24 protein-coding genes and 1 tRNA gene are annotated in these 22,889 nt (G+C 42.5%); 16 read left to right on the forward strand and 9 right to left on the reverse strand.

All coding sequences use genetic code 11. The annotated features are described in order from the left end of the window. Positions 1 to 194: 194 nt before the first annotated feature. Positions 195 to 271: transfer RNA gene (locus tag CYCME_RS01985), tRNA-Arg, on the reverse strand. 122 nt (positions 272 to 393) lie between these two features. Between CYCME_RS01985 and CYCME_RS01990 the strand changes: the two genes are divergently transcribed. Further along, complete coding sequence (locus CYCME_RS01990) at positions 394 to 873, forward strand: c-type cytochrome (protein WP_020931978.1); 480 nt, start codon at positions 394 to 396, stop codon at positions 871 to 873. Position 874: 1 nt separating this feature from the next. Here CYCME_RS01990 and CYCME_RS01995 read toward each other — a convergent pair whose 3' ends face one another. The 3 genes from CYCME_RS01995 to CYCME_RS02005 form a co-directional block, all read right to left on the reverse strand. Next, on the reverse strand, positions 875 to 2,878 hold the full coding sequence (locus CYCME_RS01995) for a UvrD-helicase domain-containing protein (protein WP_020931979.1): 2,004 nt from the start codon (positions 2,876 to 2,878) through the stop codon (positions 875 to 877). Positions 2,879 to 2,940: 62 nt separating this feature from the next. Beyond that, positions 2,941 to 4,455, reverse strand: coding sequence for a YifB family Mg chelatase-like AAA ATPase (locus CYCME_RS02000; RefSeq protein ID WP_015006820.1), 1,515 nt, complete (start codon positions 4,453 to 4,455; stop codon positions 2,941 to 2,943). Positions 4,456 to 4,497: 42 nt separating this feature from the next. Continuing rightward, a complete protein-coding gene (locus CYCME_RS02005; RefSeq protein WP_020162663.1) occupies positions 4,498 to 4,746 on the reverse strand; it encodes an accessory factor UbiK family protein in 249 nt (82 codons plus the stop codon). Positions 4,747 to 4,956: 210 nt separating this feature from the next. Between CYCME_RS02005 and CYCME_RS02010 the strand changes: the two genes are divergently transcribed. The 3 genes from CYCME_RS02010 (at position 4,957) to CYCME_RS02020 (ending at position 7,588) form a co-directional block, all read left to right on the forward strand. After that, positions 4,957 to 5,649, forward strand: coding sequence for a TorF family putative porin (locus tag CYCME_RS02010; protein ID WP_020931980.1), 693 nt, complete (start codon positions 4,957 to 4,959; stop codon positions 5,647 to 5,649). Positions 5,650 to 5,947: 298 nt separating this feature from the next. Beyond that, positions 5,948 to 6,286, forward strand: coding sequence for a P-II family nitrogen regulator (gene glnK, locus CYCME_RS02015; RefSeq protein WP_015006817.1), 339 nt, complete (start codon positions 5,948 to 5,950; stop codon positions 6,284 to 6,286). 24 nt (positions 6,287 to 6,310) lie between these two features. Further along, positions 6,311 to 7,588, forward strand: a complete 1,278-nt coding sequence (locus CYCME_RS02020; RefSeq protein WP_015006816.1) for an ammonium transporter — start codon at positions 6,311 to 6,313, stop codon at positions 7,586 to 7,588. A 64-nt stretch (positions 7,589 to 7,652) separates the two neighbouring features. On the opposite strand, the gene CYCME_RS02025 is transcribed toward CYCME_RS02020, so the two are convergent. Continuing rightward, positions 7,653 to 8,543 (reverse strand): phosphoribosylaminoimidazolesuccinocarboxamide synthase, encoded by an 891-nt coding sequence (locus tag CYCME_RS02025; protein WP_015006815.1) that lies wholly within the window; start codon positions 8,541 to 8,543, stop codon positions 7,653 to 7,655. 78 nt (positions 8,544 to 8,621) lie between these two features. Between CYCME_RS02025 and djlA the strand changes: the two genes are divergently transcribed. The 5 genes from djlA to CYCME_RS02050 all read left to right on the forward strand — a co-directional run bounded on the left by djlA (position 8,622) and on the right by CYCME_RS02050 (position 14,218). Beyond that, positions 8,622 to 9,398, forward strand: a complete 777-nt coding sequence (gene djlA, locus CYCME_RS02030; RefSeq protein WP_020931981.1) for a co-chaperone DjlA — start codon at positions 8,622 to 8,624, stop codon at positions 9,396 to 9,398. A gap of 85 nt (positions 9,399 to 9,483) precedes the next feature. Then, positions 9,484 to 12,018: an EAL domain-containing protein gene (locus CYCME_RS02035; protein WP_020931982.1), complete on the forward strand. Its 2,535-nt coding sequence runs from the start codon at positions 9,484 to 9,486 to the stop codon at positions 12,016 to 12,018. A gap of 87 nt (positions 12,019 to 12,105) precedes the next feature. Next, positions 12,106 to 12,588, forward strand: coding sequence for a YajQ family cyclic di-GMP-binding protein (locus tag CYCME_RS02040; RefSeq protein ID WP_015006812.1), 483 nt, complete (start codon positions 12,106 to 12,108; stop codon positions 12,586 to 12,588). A gap of 162 nt (positions 12,589 to 12,750) precedes the next feature. Further along, entirely contained in the window at positions 12,751 to 13,593 is an 843-nt protein-coding gene (locus CYCME_RS02045; RefSeq protein ID WP_223253213.1) for a motility protein A, read from the forward strand. Further along, entirely contained in the window at positions 13,583 to 14,218 is a 636-nt protein-coding gene (locus CYCME_RS02050) for an OmpA/MotB family protein (protein ID WP_015006810.1), read from the forward strand. Before CYCME_RS02045 ends, CYCME_RS02050 begins: the two co-directional genes overlap by 11 nt. Positions 14,219 to 14,242: 24 nt before the next feature. On the opposite strand, the gene CYCME_RS02055 is transcribed toward CYCME_RS02050, so the two are convergent. Genes CYCME_RS02055 through CYCME_RS02065 form a run of 3 tightly spaced genes read right to left on the reverse strand, consistent with a single transcriptional unit; the run spans position 14,243 to position 16,287 of the window. Next, a complete protein-coding gene (locus CYCME_RS02055) occupies positions 14,243 to 14,953 on the reverse strand; it encodes a DUF445 family protein (RefSeq protein WP_016390458.1) in 711 nt (236 codons plus the stop codon). A 49-nt stretch (positions 14,954 to 15,002) separates the two neighbouring features. Beyond that, a complete protein-coding gene (locus tag CYCME_RS02060) occupies positions 15,003 to 15,467 on the reverse strand; it encodes a CopD family protein (RefSeq protein ID WP_015006808.1) in 465 nt (154 codons plus the stop codon). A gap of 13 nt (positions 15,468 to 15,480) precedes the next feature. Next, complete coding sequence (locus tag CYCME_RS02065; RefSeq protein WP_020931983.1) at positions 15,481 to 16,287, reverse strand: alpha/beta fold hydrolase; 807 nt, start codon at positions 16,285 to 16,287, stop codon at positions 15,481 to 15,483. Between the two features lie 151 nt (positions 16,288 to 16,438). On the opposite strand from CYCME_RS02065, the gene CYCME_RS02070 reads away from it, so the two are divergent. The 7 genes from CYCME_RS02070 (at position 16,439) to trpC (ending at position 22,160) form a co-directional block, all read left to right on the forward strand. After that, positions 16,439 to 16,666: a DUF2835 domain-containing protein gene (locus CYCME_RS02070; RefSeq protein ID WP_020931984.1), complete on the forward strand. Its 228-nt coding sequence runs from the start codon at positions 16,439 to 16,441 to the stop codon at positions 16,664 to 16,666. Between the two features lie 90 nt (positions 16,667 to 16,756). Further along, positions 16,757 to 17,431: a ribulose-phosphate 3-epimerase gene (gene rpe / locus CYCME_RS02075; protein WP_015006805.1), complete on the forward strand. Its 675-nt coding sequence runs from the start codon at positions 16,757 to 16,759 to the stop codon at positions 17,429 to 17,431. Then, the gene (locus tag CYCME_RS02080) at positions 17,428 to 18,120 is read left to right on the forward strand and encodes a phosphoglycolate phosphatase (protein ID WP_020931985.1); all 693 of its coding nucleotides are present in this window, start codon (positions 17,428 to 17,430) and stop codon (positions 18,118 to 18,120) included. The genes rpe and CYCME_RS02080 overlap by 4 nt, the downstream gene beginning before the upstream one ends. A 113-nt stretch (positions 18,121 to 18,233) precedes the next feature. Further along, the gene (trpE, locus tag CYCME_RS02085) at positions 18,234 to 19,736 is read left to right on the forward strand and encodes an anthranilate synthase component I (protein WP_020931986.1); all 1,503 of its coding nucleotides are present in this window, start codon (positions 18,234 to 18,236) and stop codon (positions 19,734 to 19,736) included. Beyond that, a complete protein-coding gene (locus CYCME_RS02090; RefSeq protein WP_041932864.1) occupies positions 19,736 to 20,329 on the forward strand; it encodes an anthranilate synthase component II in 594 nt (197 codons plus the stop codon). The genes trpE and CYCME_RS02090 overlap by 1 nt, the downstream gene beginning before the upstream one ends. Before the next feature lie 3 nt (positions 20,330 to 20,332). Beyond that, positions 20,333 to 21,370, forward strand: a complete 1,038-nt coding sequence (gene trpD / locus CYCME_RS02095) for an anthranilate phosphoribosyltransferase (RefSeq protein ID WP_020931988.1) — start codon at positions 20,333 to 20,335, stop codon at positions 21,368 to 21,370. Continuing rightward, positions 21,363 to 22,160: an indole-3-glycerol phosphate synthase TrpC gene (gene trpC / locus CYCME_RS02100; RefSeq protein WP_016390464.1), complete on the forward strand. Its 798-nt coding sequence runs from the start codon at positions 21,363 to 21,365 to the stop codon at positions 22,158 to 22,160. The genes trpD and trpC overlap by 8 nt, the downstream gene beginning before the upstream one ends. On the opposite strand, the gene crp is transcribed toward trpC, so the two are convergent. After that, positions 22,157 to 22,831: a cAMP-activated global transcriptional regulator CRP gene (crp, locus tag CYCME_RS02105; protein ID WP_015006799.1), complete on the reverse strand. Its 675-nt coding sequence runs from the start codon at positions 22,829 to 22,831 to the stop codon at positions 22,157 to 22,159. The genes trpC and crp overlap by 4 nt on opposite strands. Between the last annotated feature and the right edge of the window lie 58 nt (positions 22,832 to 22,889).

Raw genomic sequence — 22,889 nt, forward strand, 5'->3', positions numbered from 1 at the left:
GAGAGATTCGAAATATTTTAATATCAACGGTCTTTTTTCTTTAATTCCTTTTTTTAGTGTGTGTCTACCAACGGAATCCTCGATGGTTTCGTCGCTATTAAGTTTTGTTTGGTAAAAATGTTATTAAGACCGAATTATGGCGACTATTTTACATGGGGAGTTAGATAACAAGAGTTATTGCGACAGGAAAAATTTGGTGCGCTCGGCGGGAGTCGAACCCACGACCTTCGCCTTCGGAGGGCGACACTCTATCCAGCTGAGCTACGAGCGCTTTGTATATTGTTGCAGTATTATAACGTGATATGTTGATAAAAGATTGAACTGTTTTTTCTTCGGGTTTATAGGCTAAGGGTTTATAATCCTGAAAAAATATCACTAAATTGGAGTTAGTACGTGAGTGAAGATAAGAAAATTTTAAGTGACCTAGGTGTCACGATAGGTGTGTTAGTTATTATTGCTATTGTAATTTCTTTTGTAGCGATTGGTTTGGTTGACGAGAAGCCAATGTCTGCAGCAGCAGAAAAAAAGGTTTTAGATAGAATTAAACCTTTAGGTGAGTTAGCAACAACGTTAGCCGAAGCTAAAAAAGCTAGTCCAATTGTTGAGCCGCCAGTGGTGGTTGCAAAGGAACCTATGTCCGCAGAGCAAGTTTATAATACGGCGTGTATGGCTTGCCATGCAACAGGGGTTGCGGGCGCACCTAAAACAGGTGATGTGGCAGCTTGGGCGCCTCGTATTGCACAAGGTGAATCAGTGCTCTTTGAGCACGCGACCAAAGGTTTTAAAGGCATGCCTGCACGAGGTGGTTCTGCTCAATTATCTGATGCAGATGTGACCGCAGCTATTGATTATATGGTTGAGAGAAGTCAGTAATTTAATTTAATAAACTTTTCATAAGGGCCAGGCTTTCCTGGCCTTTTTTCTTTTGTTCTTCTGGGTTTTTCTTTTGGACGGCGGCCCAATCTAAATCGTCGACGGGCAGTTCGGTTAAGAAACGGCTGGGTTCTGTTGATGAAACATCACCGTATTTCTTTCGTTGCGCGCAATAACTAAAGGTGAGCTGTTGTTGGGCTCTTGTAATGCCAACGTAAGCCAGTCGTCGTTCTTCTTCAATTTGATCAGTATCAATGCTGTTTTGATGAGGCAGGATGCCTTCTTCCATGCCAATTAAATAGACGTAAGGGAACTCAAGTCCTTTTGCGGCGTGTAAGGTCATGAGTTTTATTTGGTCAGTTTTTTCTTCTTCCTCGTTGCGCTCTAAGCTGTCGAGCAACATCATGCGTGACACAATATCGCCCAAGCTGCGCTCTTCTTGTGATTTTTTAGCGCTGTTTTCAATCCATTTTATTAGCTCTAATACATTGTTTATTTTTCTTTCTGCCTGTTTGTCGCTATTGGCGTGAGTTTTAATCCAATCGTAATACTCAATGTGTTGAAGCATCTCATGAAGGATGGCAATCGGGTCTTCTTGTTGTGTTCTATCAGATAAGCTAACAATCCAGTCGCAGAAAGAGCGCAGTTTGTAATAGGTTCGTTCGTTTAACTGTTGTTCAAGCCCTATTTCAAAACAAGCATCAAATAAACTAATGTGGCGACTATTGGCATAAAGGGCGAGTTTTTCGACAGTGCTGGTGCCAATTTCACGGCGGGGTGTATTAATAACTCGGAGAAAAGCACTGTTGTCATCTGGGTTAATAAGCAGTTTGATATAACACAGGGTGTCTTTTATCTCAGCATGGGAAAAAAATGAAGTGCCGCCGCTGATGGCATACGGTAACGATAATTCCCGTAGGCTTTTTTCTAACAGTCTTGCTTGGTGGTTGCTTCGGTAGAGGATAGCAAAGTCAGCATTGCTGGCCCGGTGTTTAAATTTTATACGAGAAATTTCGGCCGCGATTTGTTGTGACTCCGAAAACTCATCTTTACATCTGATGACGTTAATTTTCTCATCACTTTTAATGTTGCTCCAAAGGTTCTTTTCATATAAATGCGGGTTGTTGCTAATGAGTTGGTTAGCTGCTTTTAAAATACGTTGATTAGAGCGATAGTTTTGTTCGAGTTTAATGATCTCTAATCTAGGGAAATCCTTTTTTAGTGTGAAGAGGTTTTCTGGGTTAGCCCCTCGCCACGCGTAAATGGATTGATCGTCGTCACCAACGACGGTGAATTGTCCTATGGCGCCAACTAAATGCTTAAAAAACTCATATTGCGTGGTGTTTGTATCTTGATATTCATCGAGTAAAAGGTAACGAGTACTGTTTTGCCACTTTTCTAAAACAGAGGGGTGCTCATTAAAGAGGATGAGCGGCGTGAGGATCAAGTCATCAAAATCCACGGCATTACAAACACGATTATATTGTTGGTACTGTTCGTATAATGCAGCAGCAAACTGCTGTTGAGCGTCTTCAGCTAAAGACATGGCTTGTGCGGGCAAGATAGCTTGGTTTTTCCAGTCGGATATTTGCCACGAAAGGGGGGATATTTGAGCTTTATCTAACTGATGTTGGCTATTATCTAAAATATCTTGTAGGACCTTAAATTTATCCTGTTCATCTAAAATGCTAATGTTCTTTTTAAAGCCAAGTGTTTGATACTCCTTGCGAATAATATCAAGACCTAGGGAGTGAAATGTTGATATGCGAATGCCTTTTGTTTTTTTTGACGAACAGAGTTTGTCAACACGTGAACGCATTTCTCTTGCAGCCTTATTGGTAAAGGTAACGGCGGTAATATGTTTGGCTTCAACACCGTTACTAATAAGGTGTGATATTTTTTCGGTAATGACGCGGGTTTTTCCGCTGCCAGCACCTGCAATAACAAGTAAGGGGGTGTCCGTTGTGATAACAGCTTTGTGTTGTTCTGGGTTTAGTTTGGGCACGGCGACTTAAAAGATGAGTTTGGGAGCAAATTTTACTCGTTTTTTATGATATTTTCAGCGCTTTATGTGACGCGTTTATCCATGCGGCGATAGCTTAAGGCTTCAGTTAAGTGGTGGCGTTGAATATTAGTTTGATGGTCCATATCGGCGATGGTTCGCGAGACACGTAAAATGCGATGATAGGCACGGTGCGATAAACCCAGTTTTTCAATTGCTTGCTCTAGTAGCTGATGATCTTCATCGCTTATTTGGCAATGTTGTTTGATCTGTGCAGTGGATAATAATTCGTTGAGTTGACCTTGTCGTTTTAGTGCTTTTATTTGCGAGTGATGCACCCGTAAAGCAATTTGTGCACTACTTTGCTCACCTCCGTTAGTGCCTTTACGTAGCATTTCACTGGAAATACGGGGTACCTCAATATGCATATCAATTCTGTCGAGCAAGGGGCCGGATATTTTGTTTCGATAACGGCTGATTTGAACAGGGTTACATTGGCATCGTTGAGAAGTATCACCAAGGTAACCGCAAGGGCATGGGTTCATCGCGGCGATAAGTTGGAAGCGAGCAGGAAATTCTGTTTGGTGGTTAGCGCGGGAGATGGATATTTTTCCATTTTCAATAGGTTCGCGTAATACCTCTAAGACTTTACGGTCAAATTCGGGGAGTTCGTCTAAAAATAAAACGCCGTGATGCGCGAGCGATACTTCGCCGGGTTTTGGCGAACTGCCACCACCGACCAAAGCAACAGATGAAGCGCTATGGTGAGGAGATCTAAAAGGAGGCATCCGCCACTGGTGAGTATCCAGGTTGTGCTGACTAATAGAGTAAATTGAGGCGGTCTCAATGGCCTCTTCTTCGCTTAGTAGCGGCAAGATGCTTGGTAATCGAGCAGCAAGCATTGATTTGCCGGTTCCTGGGGGACCAAGCATTAATAGGCTGTGGCGTCCAGCAGCGGCAATTTCTAGTGCGCGTTTGGTATGTTGCTGACCGTGAACGTCTGAAAAGTCGAGAGTATTTATTGAGGGAGAGGTTACATCATTTTTAGGTTTAAAAAGAGGCAGTTCTTGCTGTCCATGAAGGTGCGAGCAAACAGCTAGCAGATGGGGGGCGCCAATAATATCAACACTTGAGATGAGCGCTGCTTCGTGTTGATTATGGGTGGGTAAGCAGAGTGTTCGATGGCTTGTTTGGCAGGCTATAGCTGTGGGTAATGCGCCTTTAATGGCTCTTAATTCACCGCTTAGCGATAATTCGCCAAGAAACTCATAATCAAGCAGCTTGTCGTTGGGTATCTGGCCAGAGGCTGCAAGAATACTAAGCGCTATGGGTAAATCGAATCGCCCGCCTTCTTTGGGTAAATCAGCAGGTGCTAAGTTAATGGTGATGCGCTTAGCAGGAAACTCAAATTGACAATTGAGAATAGCGCTGCGTACGCGATCTTTACTTTCTTTAACAGCCGCCTCAGGTAAGCCAACAATATTTAGGCTGGGTAAACCGTTTGCTAGGTGCGCTTCAACGGTTACTAATGGCGCATTAATGCCAGTGGAGCTGCGCGTTAGAGTAGTAGCTAGTGACATGGTGGAATCCTTTCCTTAACAGCATGATTTAATGAGGAAGCTTTAGGTGTTATTGTTTTTCGTCAATTCATTAAGAGTTTGTTCAAGCGCATCTAACTTCTCACGTGTTCTCGCAAGCACAGCACTTTGTACATCAAACTCTTCACGCGTAACTAAGTCTAACTTAGCAAACTGTTGTTGCAAAATTGATCTAAAGTTTTTTTCGGTTTCACTTTTAATGCTTGCAAGGTCGTTGGGTAAGTGGTCGATCAGCGACTGGGTAATGCTTTCAATTATAGTTGGGTTAATCATAGCTATATAGGGTATATGAAATTTATTTAATGCACCGGTTAGGTGCGTGAAAAACAAAAAAGGCCGTAATTAGTGCGGTTTTGTTGTTTTTTTTTTAGTAAAAAAGCTTGATTTTGGCCATTTGTGCTACAATAACAACAAATACCGTTTATGCAAAAAACACTTTAAAGCTTGGACGGTATCATAATTTATCAACAACAAGGAATGAAAATGAAATTATTAAAAACAACTGCAGTTGCTGGCTTATTGGTTGCTTCAAGTGCAGCAAGTGCTATCGAAATCAGCGGCAACGTTGCTTTAACAACAGACTATATCTGGCGTGGTATGTCTCAAACTGACGGTTCACCAGCGATTCAAGGTGGATTTGATGCGGACTTTGGTAACGGTATATATGCGGGTGCTTGGGGTTCAAATGTTGATTTTGGTTCTGATTCTGACGAAAGTATGGAGTTAGACCTTTATGCTGGTTGGGCTGGTGAGTTCAATGGCGTTGGTGTTGATATTGGTGCTGTCCATTACGCATACCCAACATCAGGAACAGAGACAGATTTCACGGAAGTTTATGTAGGTCTTTCAATGGGTCCTGCTTCTTTGACTCAGTATTTTGGTGTTGATTTAGGCAGCGATGACCTTGGTGATTACCGTTCAGGTAACTACACAGACCTAGGTCTTGATCTTGGCGAGTACAACGGTATCGCTTTTGCTGCTCATGTTGGCTACTATGATTTACAAGCTGACTCAAGTGACTACTGGGATTGGAAATTAGCTGCATCTACTACTTACATGGGTGTTGATGTAGAAGTTGCTTACACAGATGTTGATACTAACTCAGACAACGTAAGCGATGCACGTGGTGCATCTGACGATGCTGCATATGTATTAACTGTTTCTAAGTCTCTATAAGACTGAGTTCAAGCAGAGCTTCTCTGCTTATTTAACTTGTTTTACCCTAACGGGTAATGAGTTAAGCAGTTTAAAAACACCCCTCCTTGAGGGGTGTTTTTTTATGCCCAACGTAAATAATAAACTGGTTATAGCTGGTTCATTGGCTGCACTAATATGGGGCAATATTTGATTTTAGAGTTTTCCTCGCTCGGCTTTTTATCAGTTAACTATTTGAATATTAACGTTTTTTTAAATATGGCATGCCCTATGCATTATTATCCCCGTCAATAAGACATCAAAGAAAAGAGGAACAATAATGAAACTAGTAACAGCTGTATTAAAGCCTTTTAAATTAGATGATGTTCGCGAAGCGTTATCTGATATTGGGGTTTCCGGCATTACCGTCACTGAAGTTAAAGGTTTCGGTCGCCAAAAGGGTCATACGGAACTCTATCGTGGTTCTGAGTATGTTGTGGACTTTTTGCCTAAAGTAAAAGTTGAGATTGCCTTGTCAGATGAGCAAGTTGAGGAAGCAGTCGATTCAATTATTAAAGCGGCAAACACTGGAAAAATTGGAGACGGCAAAATTTTCATAACTGAGCTTGAAAAAGTTGTTCGTATCCGTACTGGTGAAACTGGCGCTGAAGCGCTTTAATTTAAATAATTGGAGGATCTCAACGTGGATCAAATACTAGAGTTACAATATGCGCTAGATACGTTTTATTTCTTAATGTGTGGTGCGCTTGTTATGTGGATGGCAGCTGGCTTTTCAATGTTAGAGGCAGGTCTTGTTCGTTCAAAAAATACAGCAGAAATTTTAACTAAGAACGTAGCGTTATTTGCTGTTTCATGCATTATGTATTTAGTGTATGGCTATGAAATTATGTATGGTGGCGGTGCCATGTTAAGTGGTATTGAGCTAGACGGCGCTGCAACTGCTGATGCTTTGACAGCTACTGTTTTAGCAGAATCAAAAGAAGCCGGGTTTGATGGCGGTTCTGTATATTCAAATGCCTCAGACTTTTTCTTCCAAGTGGTGTTCGTTGCTACAGCAATGTCGATCGTTTCAGGTGCGGTTGCTGAACGTATGAAGTTATGGGCATTCTTGGCCTTTGCTGTCGTGATGACAGGCGTGATTTATCCTATGGAAGGTTCATGGACATGGAACGGTGCAGATGTCTTTGGCATGTATAACCTAGGCGACCTTGGCTTTTCAGATTTTGCAGGATCAGGCATTGTACATATGGCTGGTGCAGCTGCAGCGTTAGCAGGTGTTTTATTGCTGGGTGCTCGTAAAGGAAAATATGGAGCTAATGGTGAAATTCACCCTATTCCCGGAGCAAACTTACCCCTAGCTACATTGGGTACATTTATTTTATGGATGGGCTGGTTTGGCTTTAACGGTGGTTCTGTGTTGAAGCTAGGTGATATCGCGAGTGCTAACTCCGTAGCGATGGTGTTTTTAAACACGAATGCTGCGGCCGCTGGTGGTGCGATGGCGTCATTAATCATGGCCAGAATAATGTTTGGTAAAGCTGATTTAACGATGTTATTAAACGGTGCATTAGCAGGACTTGTTGCGATTACTGCTGAGCCTTCAACACCGACTGCGTTGCAAGCTACTTTATTTGGTGCAGCTGGCGGTGTTTTGGTTGTCTTATCAATTGTGACACTTGATCGATTAAAAATAGATGATCCTGTAGGTGCTATCTCAGTACACGGTACTTGTGGCCTATTAGGGCTATTATTGGTGCCGTTAACAAACGATGGTTCAAGCTTTTCTGGTCAGTTGATCGGTGCGGCAACTATTTTTGTTTGGGTGTTTGTTGCAAGCCTTGTGGTTTGGGGTGTGTTGAAAGCTGTAATGGGTATTCGTGTTTCAGCTGAAGAAGAATATGAAGGTGTTGACCTTAGTGAATGTGGTATGGAAGCATATCCAGAGTTTACTAATAAATAAACGACATATTTAAGTGGTACAAAAAAGGGCGCTTAAGCGCCCTTTTTTGTATTTGAAAGAAACCTTACTCAGTTAATAGTGTTTGTGCTTCGCGGTATTTAGCCGCTGTTTTATTTGCGATTTCCGCTGGTAAGGTAGGTCCTGGGTTTGTTTTATCCCAATCTAAGGTTTCTAGGTAGTCACGAACGATCTGCTTGTCAAAGCTTGCAGGACTTGTGCCCACTTTATATTCTTTTGCATCCCAAAAACGTGATGAGTCAGGTGTTAACACTTCATCAATAAGGTGTAGCACGCCATTGTCATCTAAACCAAATTCAAATTTAGTATCAGCGATAATAATATTACGTTCTAAGGCGTATTGAGCAGCCGTTTTATATAAGGTTAAGCTGATATCACGCACTTGCTTCGCTAAATCTTCACCTAATAGTTGAATAGTCTCTGCGTAAGAAATGTTTTCATCGTGATCGCCAACTGCTGCTTTAGTTGAAGGTGTGTAAAGCGGCTCAGAGAGTTGTGAGGCTTGTTGTAAATTTTCAGGTAATTGAATACCGCATACCTGTCCTGACTTTTGATAGTCTTTCCAACCAGAACCTATTAGGTAGCCACGAACGATAGCTTCAATAGGTAGTGGTTTTAGTTTTTTTACGATGATCCCACGTTTTTCAAGGCGCTGGCAGTCTTTCTCATCATCTAATACTTGATTAAGTGTTAATTTAGATAATTGATTAGGGATTAGGTGGGCTAATTTTTCAAACCAAAAATTGGAGACTTCGTTTAGCACAATCCCCTTGCCAGGAATAGGATCGGGTAGAATAACGTCAAACGCAGATAAACGATCGGTGGTAACAATTAACATGTGCTTATCATCAATATCATAAATGTCGCGAACTTTTCCTTTATGGATAAGTGGCAGGCTGTTTAGGTTGGCATCGAGTAAGGAAGCTGGAATAGTCATTTGATTTAGTATGCTTAGTAAAAAAGCTGCTAATGATCTAATTTTATTAAGAATTTTGCAAGTAAAAGGTGTGAAACGATGAGATGGACGGGTAAATTATTAGGCGCTGTTTTTGGTTATATGACGTTTGGTGCTTTAGGTGCGCTACTGGGTGTCTATATTGGTCATAAATTTGATACAGGTATGGCACAGAATCCATTTGATCCAGAGCGCCAGCAACGAACAAAAAAGATATTTTTTAAATCTACATTCGCGATCATGGGGCACCTTGCTAAAGCGGATGGGCAGGTGTCTAAAGAAGAAATTCAAATGGCTCAGCAGGTAATGGCTCAAATGGAGCTATCCGCGGCGATGAAAAAAGAGGCTGTTAATGAATTTAATCGCGGAAAAGCCCCTGAGTTTAATTTAGATGCCGAGCTGGATGAATTTAAACAGGCCTGCCAGCGGCAAAAGAACTTAATTCGCATGTTTATTGAAGTGCAGCTTCAAGCAGCTTATGCAGACGGAGAGCTAGATGATGCGGAAGATCAAATATTAGCGCATATTTGTGGACGTTTAGGTATTCCTCGGTTTGCATATGAGCAGCTAAAGCGTATGTTGGGAGCGAGTCAACGACGGGGCGCGCATCAACAAAGCCGATCAACACCAGAAGAGGCCTACGCTATTCTGGGAGTGAGTGAGTCTGCAAGCGATGCGGAAGTAAAAAAAGCGTATCGACGCTTAATTAGCCAACATCATCCCGATAAATTGGTATCAAAAGGCTTACCTGATGAGATGATGAAGATAGCAAAAGAAAAGACGCAGCAAATCACAGAAGCTTACGATACCATCAGAGACCTTCGAAAGGCAGCTTGAGCTTTTTAATGTTTGAGCTATATTCAATTGACAATACACTAAATATATAAGGCTTCGCCATGGAATGGCTAAGGGTTTAACGTTTATGGATGAACAAAATCTCAATCTGCAATCAATACCAACGAGAGAGGCGCAATACTTTAGCGATGATGTTCGTCATTATCAGCAATTATTTGATTTAAACCTTAACCCAATGATGGTGTACTGTGATGACGGCTTGATTGAATTAAATAAGGCCACGCTGCAGATGTTTAATGCAGCTTCTCGAGATGTGTTACTGGGTCTTCATTTGTTTTCGCTGGCGCCAGACTGTCAACCGAATGGGGTTGCTTCAAAAGAACTTTTTAGCCATTTACTGCAAGAGGCTAGTTCAAAAGGTAGTGCAAATATTCAATGCATCTGTAAAAGATTTGATAGCGATGACGAGTTCCCTGTGGAAATGGTGATGAGCTTGTTAGATTTGTCCGACCAAACCTTATATCAGGTGACGCTGGTTGACTTATCACACCAGCAGCGCTGGCAAAATGCGCTTCAGGTTGAAAAAGAACACGTCGAATTAACGTTGAAGCACGTCGATAACGCAGTCATAACGGCATCACAAAATGGTCTGGTGACGTATATAAATGAGGCGGCCTGTCAATTGACCGGTTGGAATTACTCAGAAGCGATAGGCGTGCCGGTTAAACGCGTGGTTTGTTTAGTAAAAAAAGCCTCGAATACGTTGCTGAGTTATTACTCTAGCGATGAAGGTAGATCGTTTAATAGTGTTGAACAGCTCCCTCGTCATGTCATGCTTGTGACGAAAGGCGGTCAACGAGTCCCTGTGCAAGGGAAGATGTCTACTCTAGAGGGGGCAGGTGAGTTTGCTACGGGGTGTGTCATTACACTCGTCGATACAACCGAGCATTCAGCTTACAGTGAAGAAATGATATGGCATGCAACGCACGATATGTTGACACGTTTGCCTAATAGGGCCTTGTTAACAGACCGTTTTGAGCAGGCGCTTCATTTGGCATCGAGACATGGCACTAATTTGGCTGTTTGTATGATGGATCTAGATGAGTTTAAGCCGGTCAATGATACTTATGGCCATGAAGTAGGGGATAAACTATTAATTGAAGTGGCAAGCCGTCTGAAAAAACAACTTCGCCAGGAGGATACTGTTGCCCGGTTAGGTGGTGATGAATTTGTTATTTTGATCGGTGAGGTAAGTCAAAAACTAGCGTTAGTGCAAGCCTTGTATCGTTTAAAAGCTGCGGTGTCTGCGCCTTATCGGATTGATAATAAAACCATAGCAATCTCTTGCAGTATTGGCGTGGCAAACTATTCGGGTGAAAAAGTAAATGCTGATACGTTATTGCGACAAGCTGATCAGGCGATGTATGACGCTAAACAATCAGGCCGAAATAGAATTCATTGGTTTGATGTGGAGCAGAACCAAAAAGCGCATGATTCTGAAAAAGTTATTAAGCGAATTGAGCGCGCACTAGCGGCTGGTGAGTTTGAGCTGCATTATCAGCCCCAAGTAAATATGAGAACCGCTGAGGTTGTTGGTATGGAGGGTTTGCTACGATGGCGACACCCTGAAAAAGGCCTGATACTACCAATGGAATTTTTGCCAATTATCGAGCAGCATGAGTTAATCATCAGCTTGGGCGAATGGGTGATAGCATCAGCATTAGAGCAACTATCGGTTTGGCAAAAACAGGGTAAGCAGTGGACGGTAAGCGTCAATATTGCAGCAAAACATTTTCATTTGCCTAGTTTTTATAGACGATTGAGAGATAGCTTAAAGCAATACGCCAATGTGGAGCCAAATAAGTTTGAAATAGAAATACTAGAGTCGGCAGCGCTGTGGGATATTCAACACGTACAGGCAGCTATTAACAACTGTAAAGGCTTAGGTGTGCGTTTTGCGTTGGATGATTTCGGTACAGGGTACTCATCGTTAGGTTACTTGAAGCGATTACCTGCCGATAGGCTAAAAATAGACCAATCATTTGTCCGAGATATTTTGGATGATAAAGAAGATTTGGCGCTTGTGCAGGCGATTATAAGCTTAGCGACGACATTTGAACGAGAGGTGCTAGCAGAGGGTGTCGAAACCGCTGAGCAGGGAGGGCTCTTGATGCGTTTAGGTTGTGATGTTGCGCAAGGGGAATGGATCGCAAAGGCAATGCCGGCAGAAGCGGTAATGGCTTGGTCAGAAAAATTCACACCCGATGCGAGATGGAGCGTTTGGTCAGAAACGGAATGGGATCTCAAGGTGTTTCCGTTATTGGTAGCGCAGTACGACATTCGTGAATGGGTTAATAATGTACTGAACCCAATTGAAGACGAAACATTAGCTGCTGAAAAAGCGCTACTAAGTGATGAAAATAGGTGCCGTTTTGGGGCTTGGTATCATTCAGATGGGTTAAAGCAGTATGGTCACTTAGCCAACTTTGGAGCTATAGACAAGCTGCATCGGCGTTTACACAGCGTAGGCGACCAAGTTATACAATTGTATAAAGCGCATCATAAGCAAGAAGCAAAAGAAAAGTGTGCAGAACTTCGTGAGATCAAAGATGGATTGCTGTCGATATTGGATGAACTGCAATTAAAGGTGTTTTCAAGCTAACGCCTTTGTGGGGCGATAAAAAACTGTTGTTCTACGACTCTACTCGTTAAAATTAAATGTATTTTAATCCAATGAACAGGAGGTGCTATGCCATCATTTGATGTGGTTTCAGAAGTCGATACACACGAATTAACCAATGCGGTTGATCAGGCAAACAAAGAAGTGAGTACGCGTTTTGATTTTAAAGGGACTGATGCCTCTTTTGAATTAGCTCAACATGAGGTTGTTCTAAGTGGTGAATCAACATTTCAATTGGGTCAGATGCTGGATATTTTTCGCATAAAATTATCTCGTCGGGGTGTTGATGTTGACTGTATGGACGTACAGAAGGCCGAAGAATCAGGCTTAAGGGTGCGCCAAAAAGTGATTATCAAAGAAGGCTTGGATAGCGAATCGGCTAAGAAAATAACCAAGTTAATTAAAGAAAAAAAATTAAAAGTCCAAGCGCAAATTCAAAAGGAACAAGTTCGTGTAACGGGTAAGAAGCGCGATGAGTTACAAGCGGTAATGGCTTTATTAAAAGCGGAAGACTTAGGTATTCCATTACAGTTTAAGAATTTCCGCGATTAGTATTGCCTGGCCGGCAAACGGCTGCCGGGACTATATTCTTTGCTCTAGATAAAATAAGTTATTTAAGTAAATAAAATTCCTAACTAGTTGTTTTTTAATGTAATAAATAAATAGGCATATCAATTGCTTTGTTTTTATTAAGATTAATAAATAAAGGGTTAGATGATGCGATTTTTGTCGGTTTTTAATGTAACGCTGTTGATGTTGTTAGGTTCGGTAGTTGTGTTGATTTCCCCTAGCCATTTGTTTGCGTTGATCAATGTCCCTGGGTTGCTGGTAGTGTTAGGTGGTACTTTATGTGCTGTGATGCTTAGCAAACCGAAACATAAAGTAGTGCAGTTGTTACGCGAATTGCCTGATATTATTCAAGGGAAAGAAAAAGCGTTTCAAGGGCGTGCGGAGTTTAAACAATTGCTCCGTTGTGCGCAGTTGTATCGCTCCTCTCAACTGCGAGTGCTAGAGCAAGAAATTAAATTGGCGCAACAGCCGTTATTAAGGAAAGGCGTCCAGCTTATTCTTGATAGAACCTCGTTAGAAGATATTGATACTATCCTGCGAAAAGAGCGAGCTCGTTTGCTAGTAGTCAATCAGGAAAAATCACAGATTTTACGTTTAATGTCGAGTTATGCCCCTGCGTTTGGGATGCTAGGAACCTTACTGGGTATGATACATATGCTTTATGGTTTGGGCGATGTAGGCTTGGATGAAGTCGGTGTCACAATGGGGTTTGCTCTGCTGACAACATTATATGGTTTGGTTGTTGCTAATTTGGTATGTAAACCACTGGCGATTAAATTGGAAAAAGTTACGGCAGAGCATGCCGCGCACCTTAATGTATTGTTAGAAGGCTTGGTGATGGTGTATCAAAAGAAACACCCTTTTGTGATTCGTGACATGTTAGAAGCACACGGAATACCAGCAGACACAAAACCTGAAACAAAAAGAGCCACCACTAAAAGTAGACTGTCTAAATTATTACCTTTAATGGCCTCTCATGTCGATTGAACGAAGGTCACAGTCTAGTGAAACGCTGCTTCCAGTAGAGGACAATGAGTCGTGGGCGGTAAGTTATATTGATCTATTGCTATTAATGGTGACACTGTTTGTTTTGCTGCTCGGGTATCAACAACAAGGCATTCAGTCGGCAGAGGAAAAGTCTCGGGCAGCTAAAGCCATGCAAATATCTCCCTCTGTTGATAACGGTGCCTTTTTAGATCAGGTTTACCTTAGTCATTTAAAAGACCGGGTGAGCGTGGTAGAAGAGCAAAATATTATTAAGCTGGCGATGAGCGATAGTATTTTATTTTTCCCTGCAGATGCTACGTTAAGCCGCTCTGGTGAGCGGGTGCTAGATGAAATAGCGCTGATGTTAAAGCAGCGCCCTTGGCATATTCTGGTGGAAGGTCATACAGATAATCAGCCGATTTCTACGCCAAGGTTCTTATCAAATTGGGAGTTATCATCTGCAAGAGCGACGAGTGTCACGCGGTATTTAATCGGTCGTGGTATTGCTCCACAACGATTAAGCGCTATTGGTTATGCAGATACTCGGCCGATAGCTAGCAATATAAAGGACGAGGGGCGCAGTAAAAATAGGCGCGTAGCGTTAGTATTACGGGTTGCTGAGTAACCTATTATTGGTGTGACCGGTTTGTTATAAAAGGCTAAACACAAAACCGATCATCGCGCCAAAAACGCCGCCCCATACCACTAACCAACCCAAATGTTCTTTAATCATTTGCTGGATAATGATTTTGACCATATCGGGTGTCAATTCATCTAGTCTTTTTTCGACAATAGCCTCAATGTCATCGATTAAATCACCGCTGATTTGCTGAGCATTAATGCCTTCATGTATGGCGTCGATAAATGCTGGGCTTTGGGTCATCTGTGCAAGTGTTAAGCGAATCTTTTTACACACAGGTTCTTTCAAAGGGTCGAGCGCAGCAACGCCACCAACCATGGCTAGCATGCTGCCAAAGGATGACTCGGCAATCGCATCAACCAGTCCTTGAAAGAGTTGGTCATAATCAAGCCGATCAAGAAGTGGTTCAACATTAAACAGCTGTTGGGCGGCATCTTCTTCACGCTGTAGAAAACGTTGTATATTTTCCTGCGTAAAAAATTGCCGCATGATCAGGTCTTGAATGCCGCGTTTGAACTCTTCGAAATGAGCAGGAATAATGCCAGAGCCATATAGAAAAGGTACTTTTTCGAAAAGCATATGAACCGCAATCCAATTGGTAACTGCGCCAGAAAGCGCGAAAACACCAATGGCTCTAATATTCTCAGTGTATAGCGGGGTAAAAAAACTAGCGATAATAATGCCAACTGCCAATAAATTGGTGACTAAACTTTTGTTCATAAGACAGGTTGTTTTTTTAATTGATAGGGTTTTGCTCAAAAGGTCCGCGTTAACCAACCATGTATCGGCCAGCGGTAGCAATAACGATAACACTCAGCCCAATGATAAGGTTGATGGCAATTAACAGACGAATTTGTCCTAGGCTTTTAGCCGCGCCTTCCCAGTTCTGTTCAGTAACGGCGCGTTTTAATTTACGTGTAGGTGCAAAGAAGATATGCATAAAAATAAGCACCATAATGATACCCATGCTCATCATGAGGTGAACATAGGGTGCAACATATTTCATGCCGCCAAATTTATTGAAAATAAGCCAAAAACCTGTGCCAAGTAGTAGTACAACGCAAACCCAGACCCAAGGGAAGAATTTGGCAAACACAGTGGACCACAAGCTGAGTTGTTGAGGAGAATCAAGTTGGGTGGCAATACTGGGGCGTAAAACAAGGTAAGCGAAAAACATTCCGCCTACCCAAATAACAGAAGATAAAGCGTGCAGACTAATTGCTAGAGAGATCATGAGTATTCCTTTTTTATTGTGATTGAAGAGGGTGTTTAAAAACGTGTATAAGCCAATTATGTATCGATAAAACCAAGGTGTCATTTAAACCAGTAAAGAGATGGTCGGCACCTGAGATTTCAACTTGACGGTTAAGAGGGTTGCTCTTAACCAGCGCTAATTTTCGCATAGGAGCGGTTTTTTTTACATTATCAAGGTCTTGGCTGCCAAAGATGTCGAGAACAGGGATGGATAAGTCCCTTAAATGTTCAGTTGCTTGAGCTTCTGGTAAGTCAGAGGCCAAGGTGGGTAAGCCAATTAGTACAAGAGCATCACAGGCTTTTTTGTCTTGTTGGGCTAGAAAATTTGTTGCCATAATGCCACCCAAGCTATGTGCTATTAATACGCAAGGGTGGTTGTCAAAGTTTTCACGCATGTAGTTTAAGGTCGACTCGATTCTAGGGCCGCTTTCTTTAATTAAAGCTAAATGATCGTTAATAGAGGCATCATCAGAAGCCATTGGGAGTTGAATGGATGCGGTGACCCAGCCCATTTGTGCCAGTTGACTACGCAATGGTCGAATGATTTGTGGTGCATTTGGGTTTGAGCCCATGCCATGCAAAATAATAATACTACCGCGCAACTGTTCAGGCTCTTCATTATTAAGTAGCCCCAAAAACTCGACACTGTCGGTTTTTAAAGTCAGTATGTCGCCAATGATAATACTGTCTTTGACGCTTTCTGCGATGCGCTTTTCTTTGTCTAAGTCTGCGCAAAATGCAAAACCGCTAGCAAGTAGACCAAAACTGAATGCTAAAAAAGGTAATAGTTTTTTAGGCATGGTTGAGAAGTATTATGTGAATGAATTGAAGTGCTCATGGTGCATTAGTGTACGTAAAAAATCTAGACTAAAGCAGGTATTAGCACTGCTAATTCATACAATGGTTTTTTGTCAGATATGAAAACAGTTTTTACATGGGTAAAATACGGGCATGCAAGATCAACGGTTAATCTTTAAATTGGCTATTTCAGCAGAAAAATATTTATCTGTTTATAAAGGCCATGCGAACAAAATCTCAACCATCGCTAGCGACGGAAGACGAATAGAGTTTTCGGCAGATAATGTGCGACAGTTTTTAACGCATGATGGAATTTATGGTGTGTTTGAAATGCACATTACTGCAGAACAAAAGTTTTTATCTATTAGGCGGTTAAGATAAGCCGCGATGTAAGGCCTATAGGGCTAATGGAGATGAAATAAAATGCAAATTCGGGTACCCTTCTTCCTTTATTAAAAAGTTGCTTAAGAAATGAAAACACCCTTAATTGCACCGTCTATTTTATCGGCTGATTTTGCTCGTTTGGGCGAAGAGGTCGACAATGTGCTATTTGCAGGTGCAGATGTCGTGCATTTCGATGTGATGGACAATCATTATGTGCCGAATTTAACCATTGGGCCATTAGTGTGTGAGGCGCTGCGCAATCATGGCGTAACTGCACCGATTGATGTCCATTTAATGGTCAAACCAGTAGACCGAATTATTCCTGATTTTGCAAAAGCAGGGGCTAGCTATATTACCTTCCACCCTGAGGCATCTGAACATATAGACCGCAGTTTAGGCCTCATTAAAGAATTAGGTTGCAAGGCAGGGTTAGTTTTTAATCCAGCAACGCCATTAAGTTATCTAGATCACGTGATGGATAAGCTCGATGTGATTTTATTGATGTCGGTAAACCCAGGCTTTGGCGGGCAAAGCTTTATTCCTTCTACGTTGGAGAAATTACGTCAAGTTCGTCAACGTATTGATGTGAGTGGGGCTGATATTCGGCTTGAAGTAGATGGTGGTGTAAAGATTGATAATATCGGTGAAATTGCCGCTGCCGGTGCAGATATGTTTGTCGCTGGTTCGGCCATCTTTAACACCGATGATTATGCAAAAACTATTGCAGCTATGCGTGAGAAAATAGCAAAGGCAGTTGCTTGAAAACATTGCGTGACAATTGCCAAACAAAGTTAGTGGCCTTTGATTTAGATGGCACATTATTGGATAGCGTGCCTGACTTAGCAAAAGCAGTGCAACTAACATTGGCGGAGTTAAATTTACCAACGCAACAACAAGACAACGTGCGTGGCTGGATTGGTAATGGCGCACGCGTACTAGTAAAACGTGCCTTGTCGGGGGATATTAATGGCGATATACCGAAAGACTTGTTTGATAAAGCCTATCCAATATTCCTAAAGCACTACGCAGATAACCTAAATACCGACAGTGAGCTTTATAATGGGGTGGAAGACACATTAGCTGCTTTCAAACGGGCAGGAATAGCTATGGCCTGTATTACTAATAAGCCAGAACAATTTACGCTGCCTTTATTAAAGGAAATAGGGCTGAGCCAATTTTTTGATAAAGTTGTCTGCGGTGATAGCTTTGAGCACCGAAAACCACACCCGATGCCACTATTAGAGACGGCGAAGTTTTTTAACGTATTACCTGAGCAGTCTATTATGGTGGGTGATTCGGTCAATGATATTATAGCGGCCCAAGCAGCTGGTTTTTATTCCATCTGTGTCAGTTACGGTTATCACGGTGAGGATGATGTGCATCAATTAGGTGCTGATGTTGTCATACAACACTTTTCAGAAATAGCGCAGTTGCTGGAAAAAGCCGCATAAGAGAAGGTGCCAAATATGGGTGATGTAAAACTAATGAAAAAACGATGGCGGTTCGGCTGAATGATTTAGCAGAAGCATTAAAACCATTGATGAAGTAATTAAGAGACCGTGTGATGACACCCGAAAAATTTAAACAATATGCCGATCAGGGCTATAGCAAAATTCCCCTGATGAAAACGATTTTGGCCGACCTAGAAACCCCATTAAGCGCCTATATGAAACTGGCTAATGGGCCTTATAGTTATCTTTTTGAATCTGTACAAGGTGGCGAGAATTGGGGGCGTTACTCGATTATTGGTCTACCGTGTAACGAAGTGATTAAAATATCGGGTAACAACATTCGCTTGGAATCGAATGGTCGACTAACAAACAGCCTCAGTAGTGATGCCCCTTTAGATTGGGTGAGACAGTACGCATCGACATTTAATATACCGGATATTGATGGCCTGCCACGATTTAGTGGCGGCTTGGTTGGGTACTTTGGTTATGAGACTATTCATTATATCGAGCCAAAAGTCGCAGAAAACAGCCAGCAAAATAAAAAAGAAGATCCAATAGGTTCCCCAGATATCTTATTAATGATTTCTGAAGAAGTGTTGATTTTTGATAACGTTAACAATCAAATAATGATTGTGACTCACGTTGATCCAACGCTGGAGACTGCCTACCAAGATGGTTTGAGTCGTCTTGAAGAGCTTAGCCTTCAATTAAATACTACTGAAATACGCTCTACGTTTGGGCAAAGTCAATCACCAGCGATTGATGAGTCTGGGTTCGTTTCGGGGTTCACTCAAGAAGGCTTTCAAGAAGCGGTTAAAACGGTAAAAGACTATATCGTTGAAGGCGATGTGATGCAGGTGGTCTTATCGCAAAGGATGAGCATCCCTTATGAAGAGCCGCCAATAGACTTGTATCGTGCACTACGGTGCTTGAACCCATCTCCATACATGTACCATTTAAACTTAGACGATACATATGTTGTTGGCTCATCGCCAGAAATTTTAACGCGCTTGGAAGATGAGCAGGTAACGGTTCGACCCATTGCCGGTACCCGCCCGAGAGGTGCGACACGTGAAGAAGATGAGGCCTTGGAGAAAGAGTTGCTGGCAGACCCTAAAGAATGCGCCGAACATTTAATGTTGATTGACTTAGGCCGTAATGATGCGGGGCGTGTCTGCAAAACAGGTACCGTAGAATTAACCGATAAAATGGTCATTGAGCGTTATTCTCATGTTATGCACATTGTATCGAATGTGACAGGGCAACTAGAGGCTGGCCTTAATGCTATTGATGTCTTGGAAGCGACCTTTCCTGCGGGTACCGTTAGTGGTGCGCCAAAGGTGAGGGCAATGCAAATTATTGACGAGTTGGAGCCGGTTAAGCGCGGCATTTATTCGGGTGCTGTTGGTTACCTGTCGTGGTCGGGAAATTTAGATACAGCCATTGCTATTCGAACAGCAGTGATAAAGGATGGGCAGTTGAATATTCAGGCGGGCGCAGGCATCGTGCATGATTCTGTGCCAGAGAACGAGTGGGCAGAAACAATGAATAAAGGACGGGCTATTTTTAAAGCAGTGGCGATGGCAAAACATGGTTTAGAAGAAGGTGAAGGTTAATGGCCACGTGTAAATTAGTGATGATTGATAACTATGATTCCTTTACCTATAACTTGGTGCAATATTTTGCTGAGCTAGGCGCCGATGTGCATGTTGTGCGCAACGACCAAGCGACTATTGATGAAGTAATTGCGATGCAGGCCGATCGGTTAGTGATCTCGCCGGGGCCTTGTACCCCAACTCAAGCGGGTATTTCTGTTGAACTTATTAAGCAAATGGCTGGTTCTGTGCCGATTTTAGGCGTTTGTTTAGGGCACCAGAGTATTGGTGAAGTTTTTGGTGGAAAGGTTGTTCACGCAAAGAAAATTATGCATGGTAAAACATCGGATATGCACCACAATAATAGCGGCGTTTTTACTGGTTTAAGTAATCCATTTAAAGCCACACGTTACCATTCATTGGTGGTGGAAAAAGACTCCTTACCAGACTGTTTGGAAATAACAGCATGGACGGAAACGGAAACAGGTGAAATGGATGAAATTATGGGCTTTAAGCACCGAGAGTTAGAGGTTGAAGGTGTACAGTTTCACCCAGAGTCCATTTTGACTGAACACGGGCATGATTTATTAAACAACTTTTTATACAAGGTCTGAACAATGGATATTAAACAAGGGCTTGAAACAGCTATTAACCATCAAGATCTTGCTACCGATGAGATGATCGATGTTATGCGCCAGATTATGTCAGGTGCAGCAACAGAGGCGCAAATTGGCGGTTTTCTAGTCGCATTGAGAATGAAAGGGGAGTCGCTCGACGAAATTGAAGGTGCCGCTATTGTGATGCGTGAGTTGGCAGCAACTGTGCCAGTGAGTGGTGATTTTCTAGTTGACACCTGTGGAACAGGTGGTGACGGTTCAGATTTATTCAATGTTTCAACGGCAAGTGCTTTTGTTGTGTCAGCAGCCGGCGCGAAAGTGGCCAAGCATGGTAATCGCTCGGTTTCCAGTTCAACAGGTAGTGCGGATGTGCTAGAAGCAGCCGGCATCAACCTAAGTTTAACGCCAGAGCAGGTGGCTCAGTGTATTCAACAGGTGGGTATCGGCTTTATGTTTGCCCCCGCTCACCATAGTGCGATGAAGCATACTATTGGGCCGCGTACAGAATTATCTCAACGAACCATTTTTAATATGTTGGGGCCAATGACAAACCCAGCTGGCGTAAAGTCGCAGGTGATAGGGGTGTTTAACGAAGCTTTATGCCAACCTATCGCGAATGTTTTGCAGCGATTAGGCAGTGAGCGTGTGCTTGTGGTGCATGCGCAAGATGGGTTGGACGAAATTAGTTTAGCCACTCCAACATACGTCGCAGAATTAAAAAATGGACATGTTGTTGAATACAAAATAACGCCTGAAGAAATGGGGGTTGCGAGTCAAAGCTTAATTGGCTTAACGGTCAACAGTGCTAGTGAGTCACTGGCTTTAATAAACGATGCTCTGGGCTTACAAAAAACAACAGAAGGTAAAAAGGCGGCGGACATGCTTGCGCTTAATGCGGGTGCCGCATTATATGTTTGTGGTAAGTCAGACAGCATTAAGTCTGGTGTTGCATTGGCGCTTGAGACCATAAACAATGGTAAAGCTTTGCAAAAAATGGCTGAACTAAAAGAGAAAACACAAGGCTTTAAAGATGAGTGATACCCCCGACGTTCTAAAAAAAATAGTAGCGCGTAAGCACCAAGAGGTTGCCGAGAGGCTTGAGCGTTTTTCCATTGATGATTTAAAGCAGCAAATTGCACAGGCTTCGCCGGTTCGTGGTTTTGTTAAATCGATTAAGAAAAAACTGAGTAACGGTGAAACCGCGGTGATTGCTGAAGTAAAAAAAGCGTCACCGAGTAAAGGCTTGTTGCGCGAGAATTTTAACCCAGCTGAGATAGCAGCCAGCTATGAAGCAGGTGGTGCTGCTTGCTTGTCGGTACTGACCGATAAGGATTTTTTTCAAGGCTCAGAAGCGTATTTAAAACAAGCAAGAACAGCGTGCAAGCTGCCGGTTATTCGTAAAGACTTTATTGTAGACCCTTATCAAGTGTATGAGGCTCGTGCGATCGGCGCAGACTGTATTTTATTGATTGTTGCTGCGCTTGATGATGAGACATTACAGGGCTTGTATCAATTAGCTGGCGAGTTAGGTTTAGATGTGCTGGTAGAAGTTCATGATGCGGATGAGTTAGAGCGTGCGTTACGGTTGGATTTAGCCTTGATTGGCATAAATAACAGGGATTTAAGAACCTTTGACACGTCATTAAAAACCACGGTGGACTTATTGGAGCATATTCCTGATGGAGTTATTGTTGTGAGTGAAAGCGGCTTGCACAAACCTGAAGACATTAGCATGTTAAAAGAGCATCAGGTGCATACCTTTTTGATAGGTGAGGCCTTTATGCGTTGCGATGATCCTGGCGAGGCCTTAAAAAGGCTAATTGCTTAGCGAGCCTTTTTTACCAAGATTGTTTTGCCGCTGACTTCAATCAATCCATCTTCGCCCATTGTTTTTAGAACCCGACCAGCCATTTCACGTGAGCAGCCGACCATTCGGCCTAGGTCTTGTCGCGTAATTTTAATTTGCATGCCATCGGGATGGGTCATCGCTTCAGGGGCCTCGGTTAAGTCGATTAATGTTCGAGCAACACGGCCACTGACGTCTAAGAATGCTAAACGCCCAGCTTTGCGACTGGTTTGCAATAGACGCTTGGCCAATTGGCGGCCTAGTACGGTAATAATTTCTTTGCTATCTGCTTGGAGCTCATTCTTAAGTAAAGAGTTTAAGCGGTTATAACTAATGCCCGCAAGCTGGCAGGAAGAAGAGGTTTGAACGTAAACGTTTTGTTTGTCACGTGTCAGGGTCGGTTCAAAAAAACTCGCTTCGCCAAGGAAGTCTCCGCGACTTAAATTGGCGAGAATAAATTCGTGACCATCGACTTCATCGATGCATACGTAGGCGGACCCTTCAATAAAATAATATAAAGTGTTTATCTCATCGCCGGGCTGAATAATATCTGTTTTATTCGGGTATTCGTGTCGGTGGCAAAAGCGGATAAACCTAGCAAAGGTTTCATCCGACATACCAGAAAAATTAAGAAGGTTTTTTTTTGTGCTCATTCCCCAAAGTGTAACAGAGATTATTTGAAATAACCTACGTCGTAAGCCTTTTGATGGT

Origin of the sequence: Cycloclasticus zancles 78-ME (genome assembly GCF_000442595.1) — a bacterium.
Classification (GTDB): domain Bacteria; phylum Pseudomonadota; class Gammaproteobacteria; order Methylococcales; family Cycloclasticaceae; genus Cycloclasticus; species Cycloclasticus pugetii.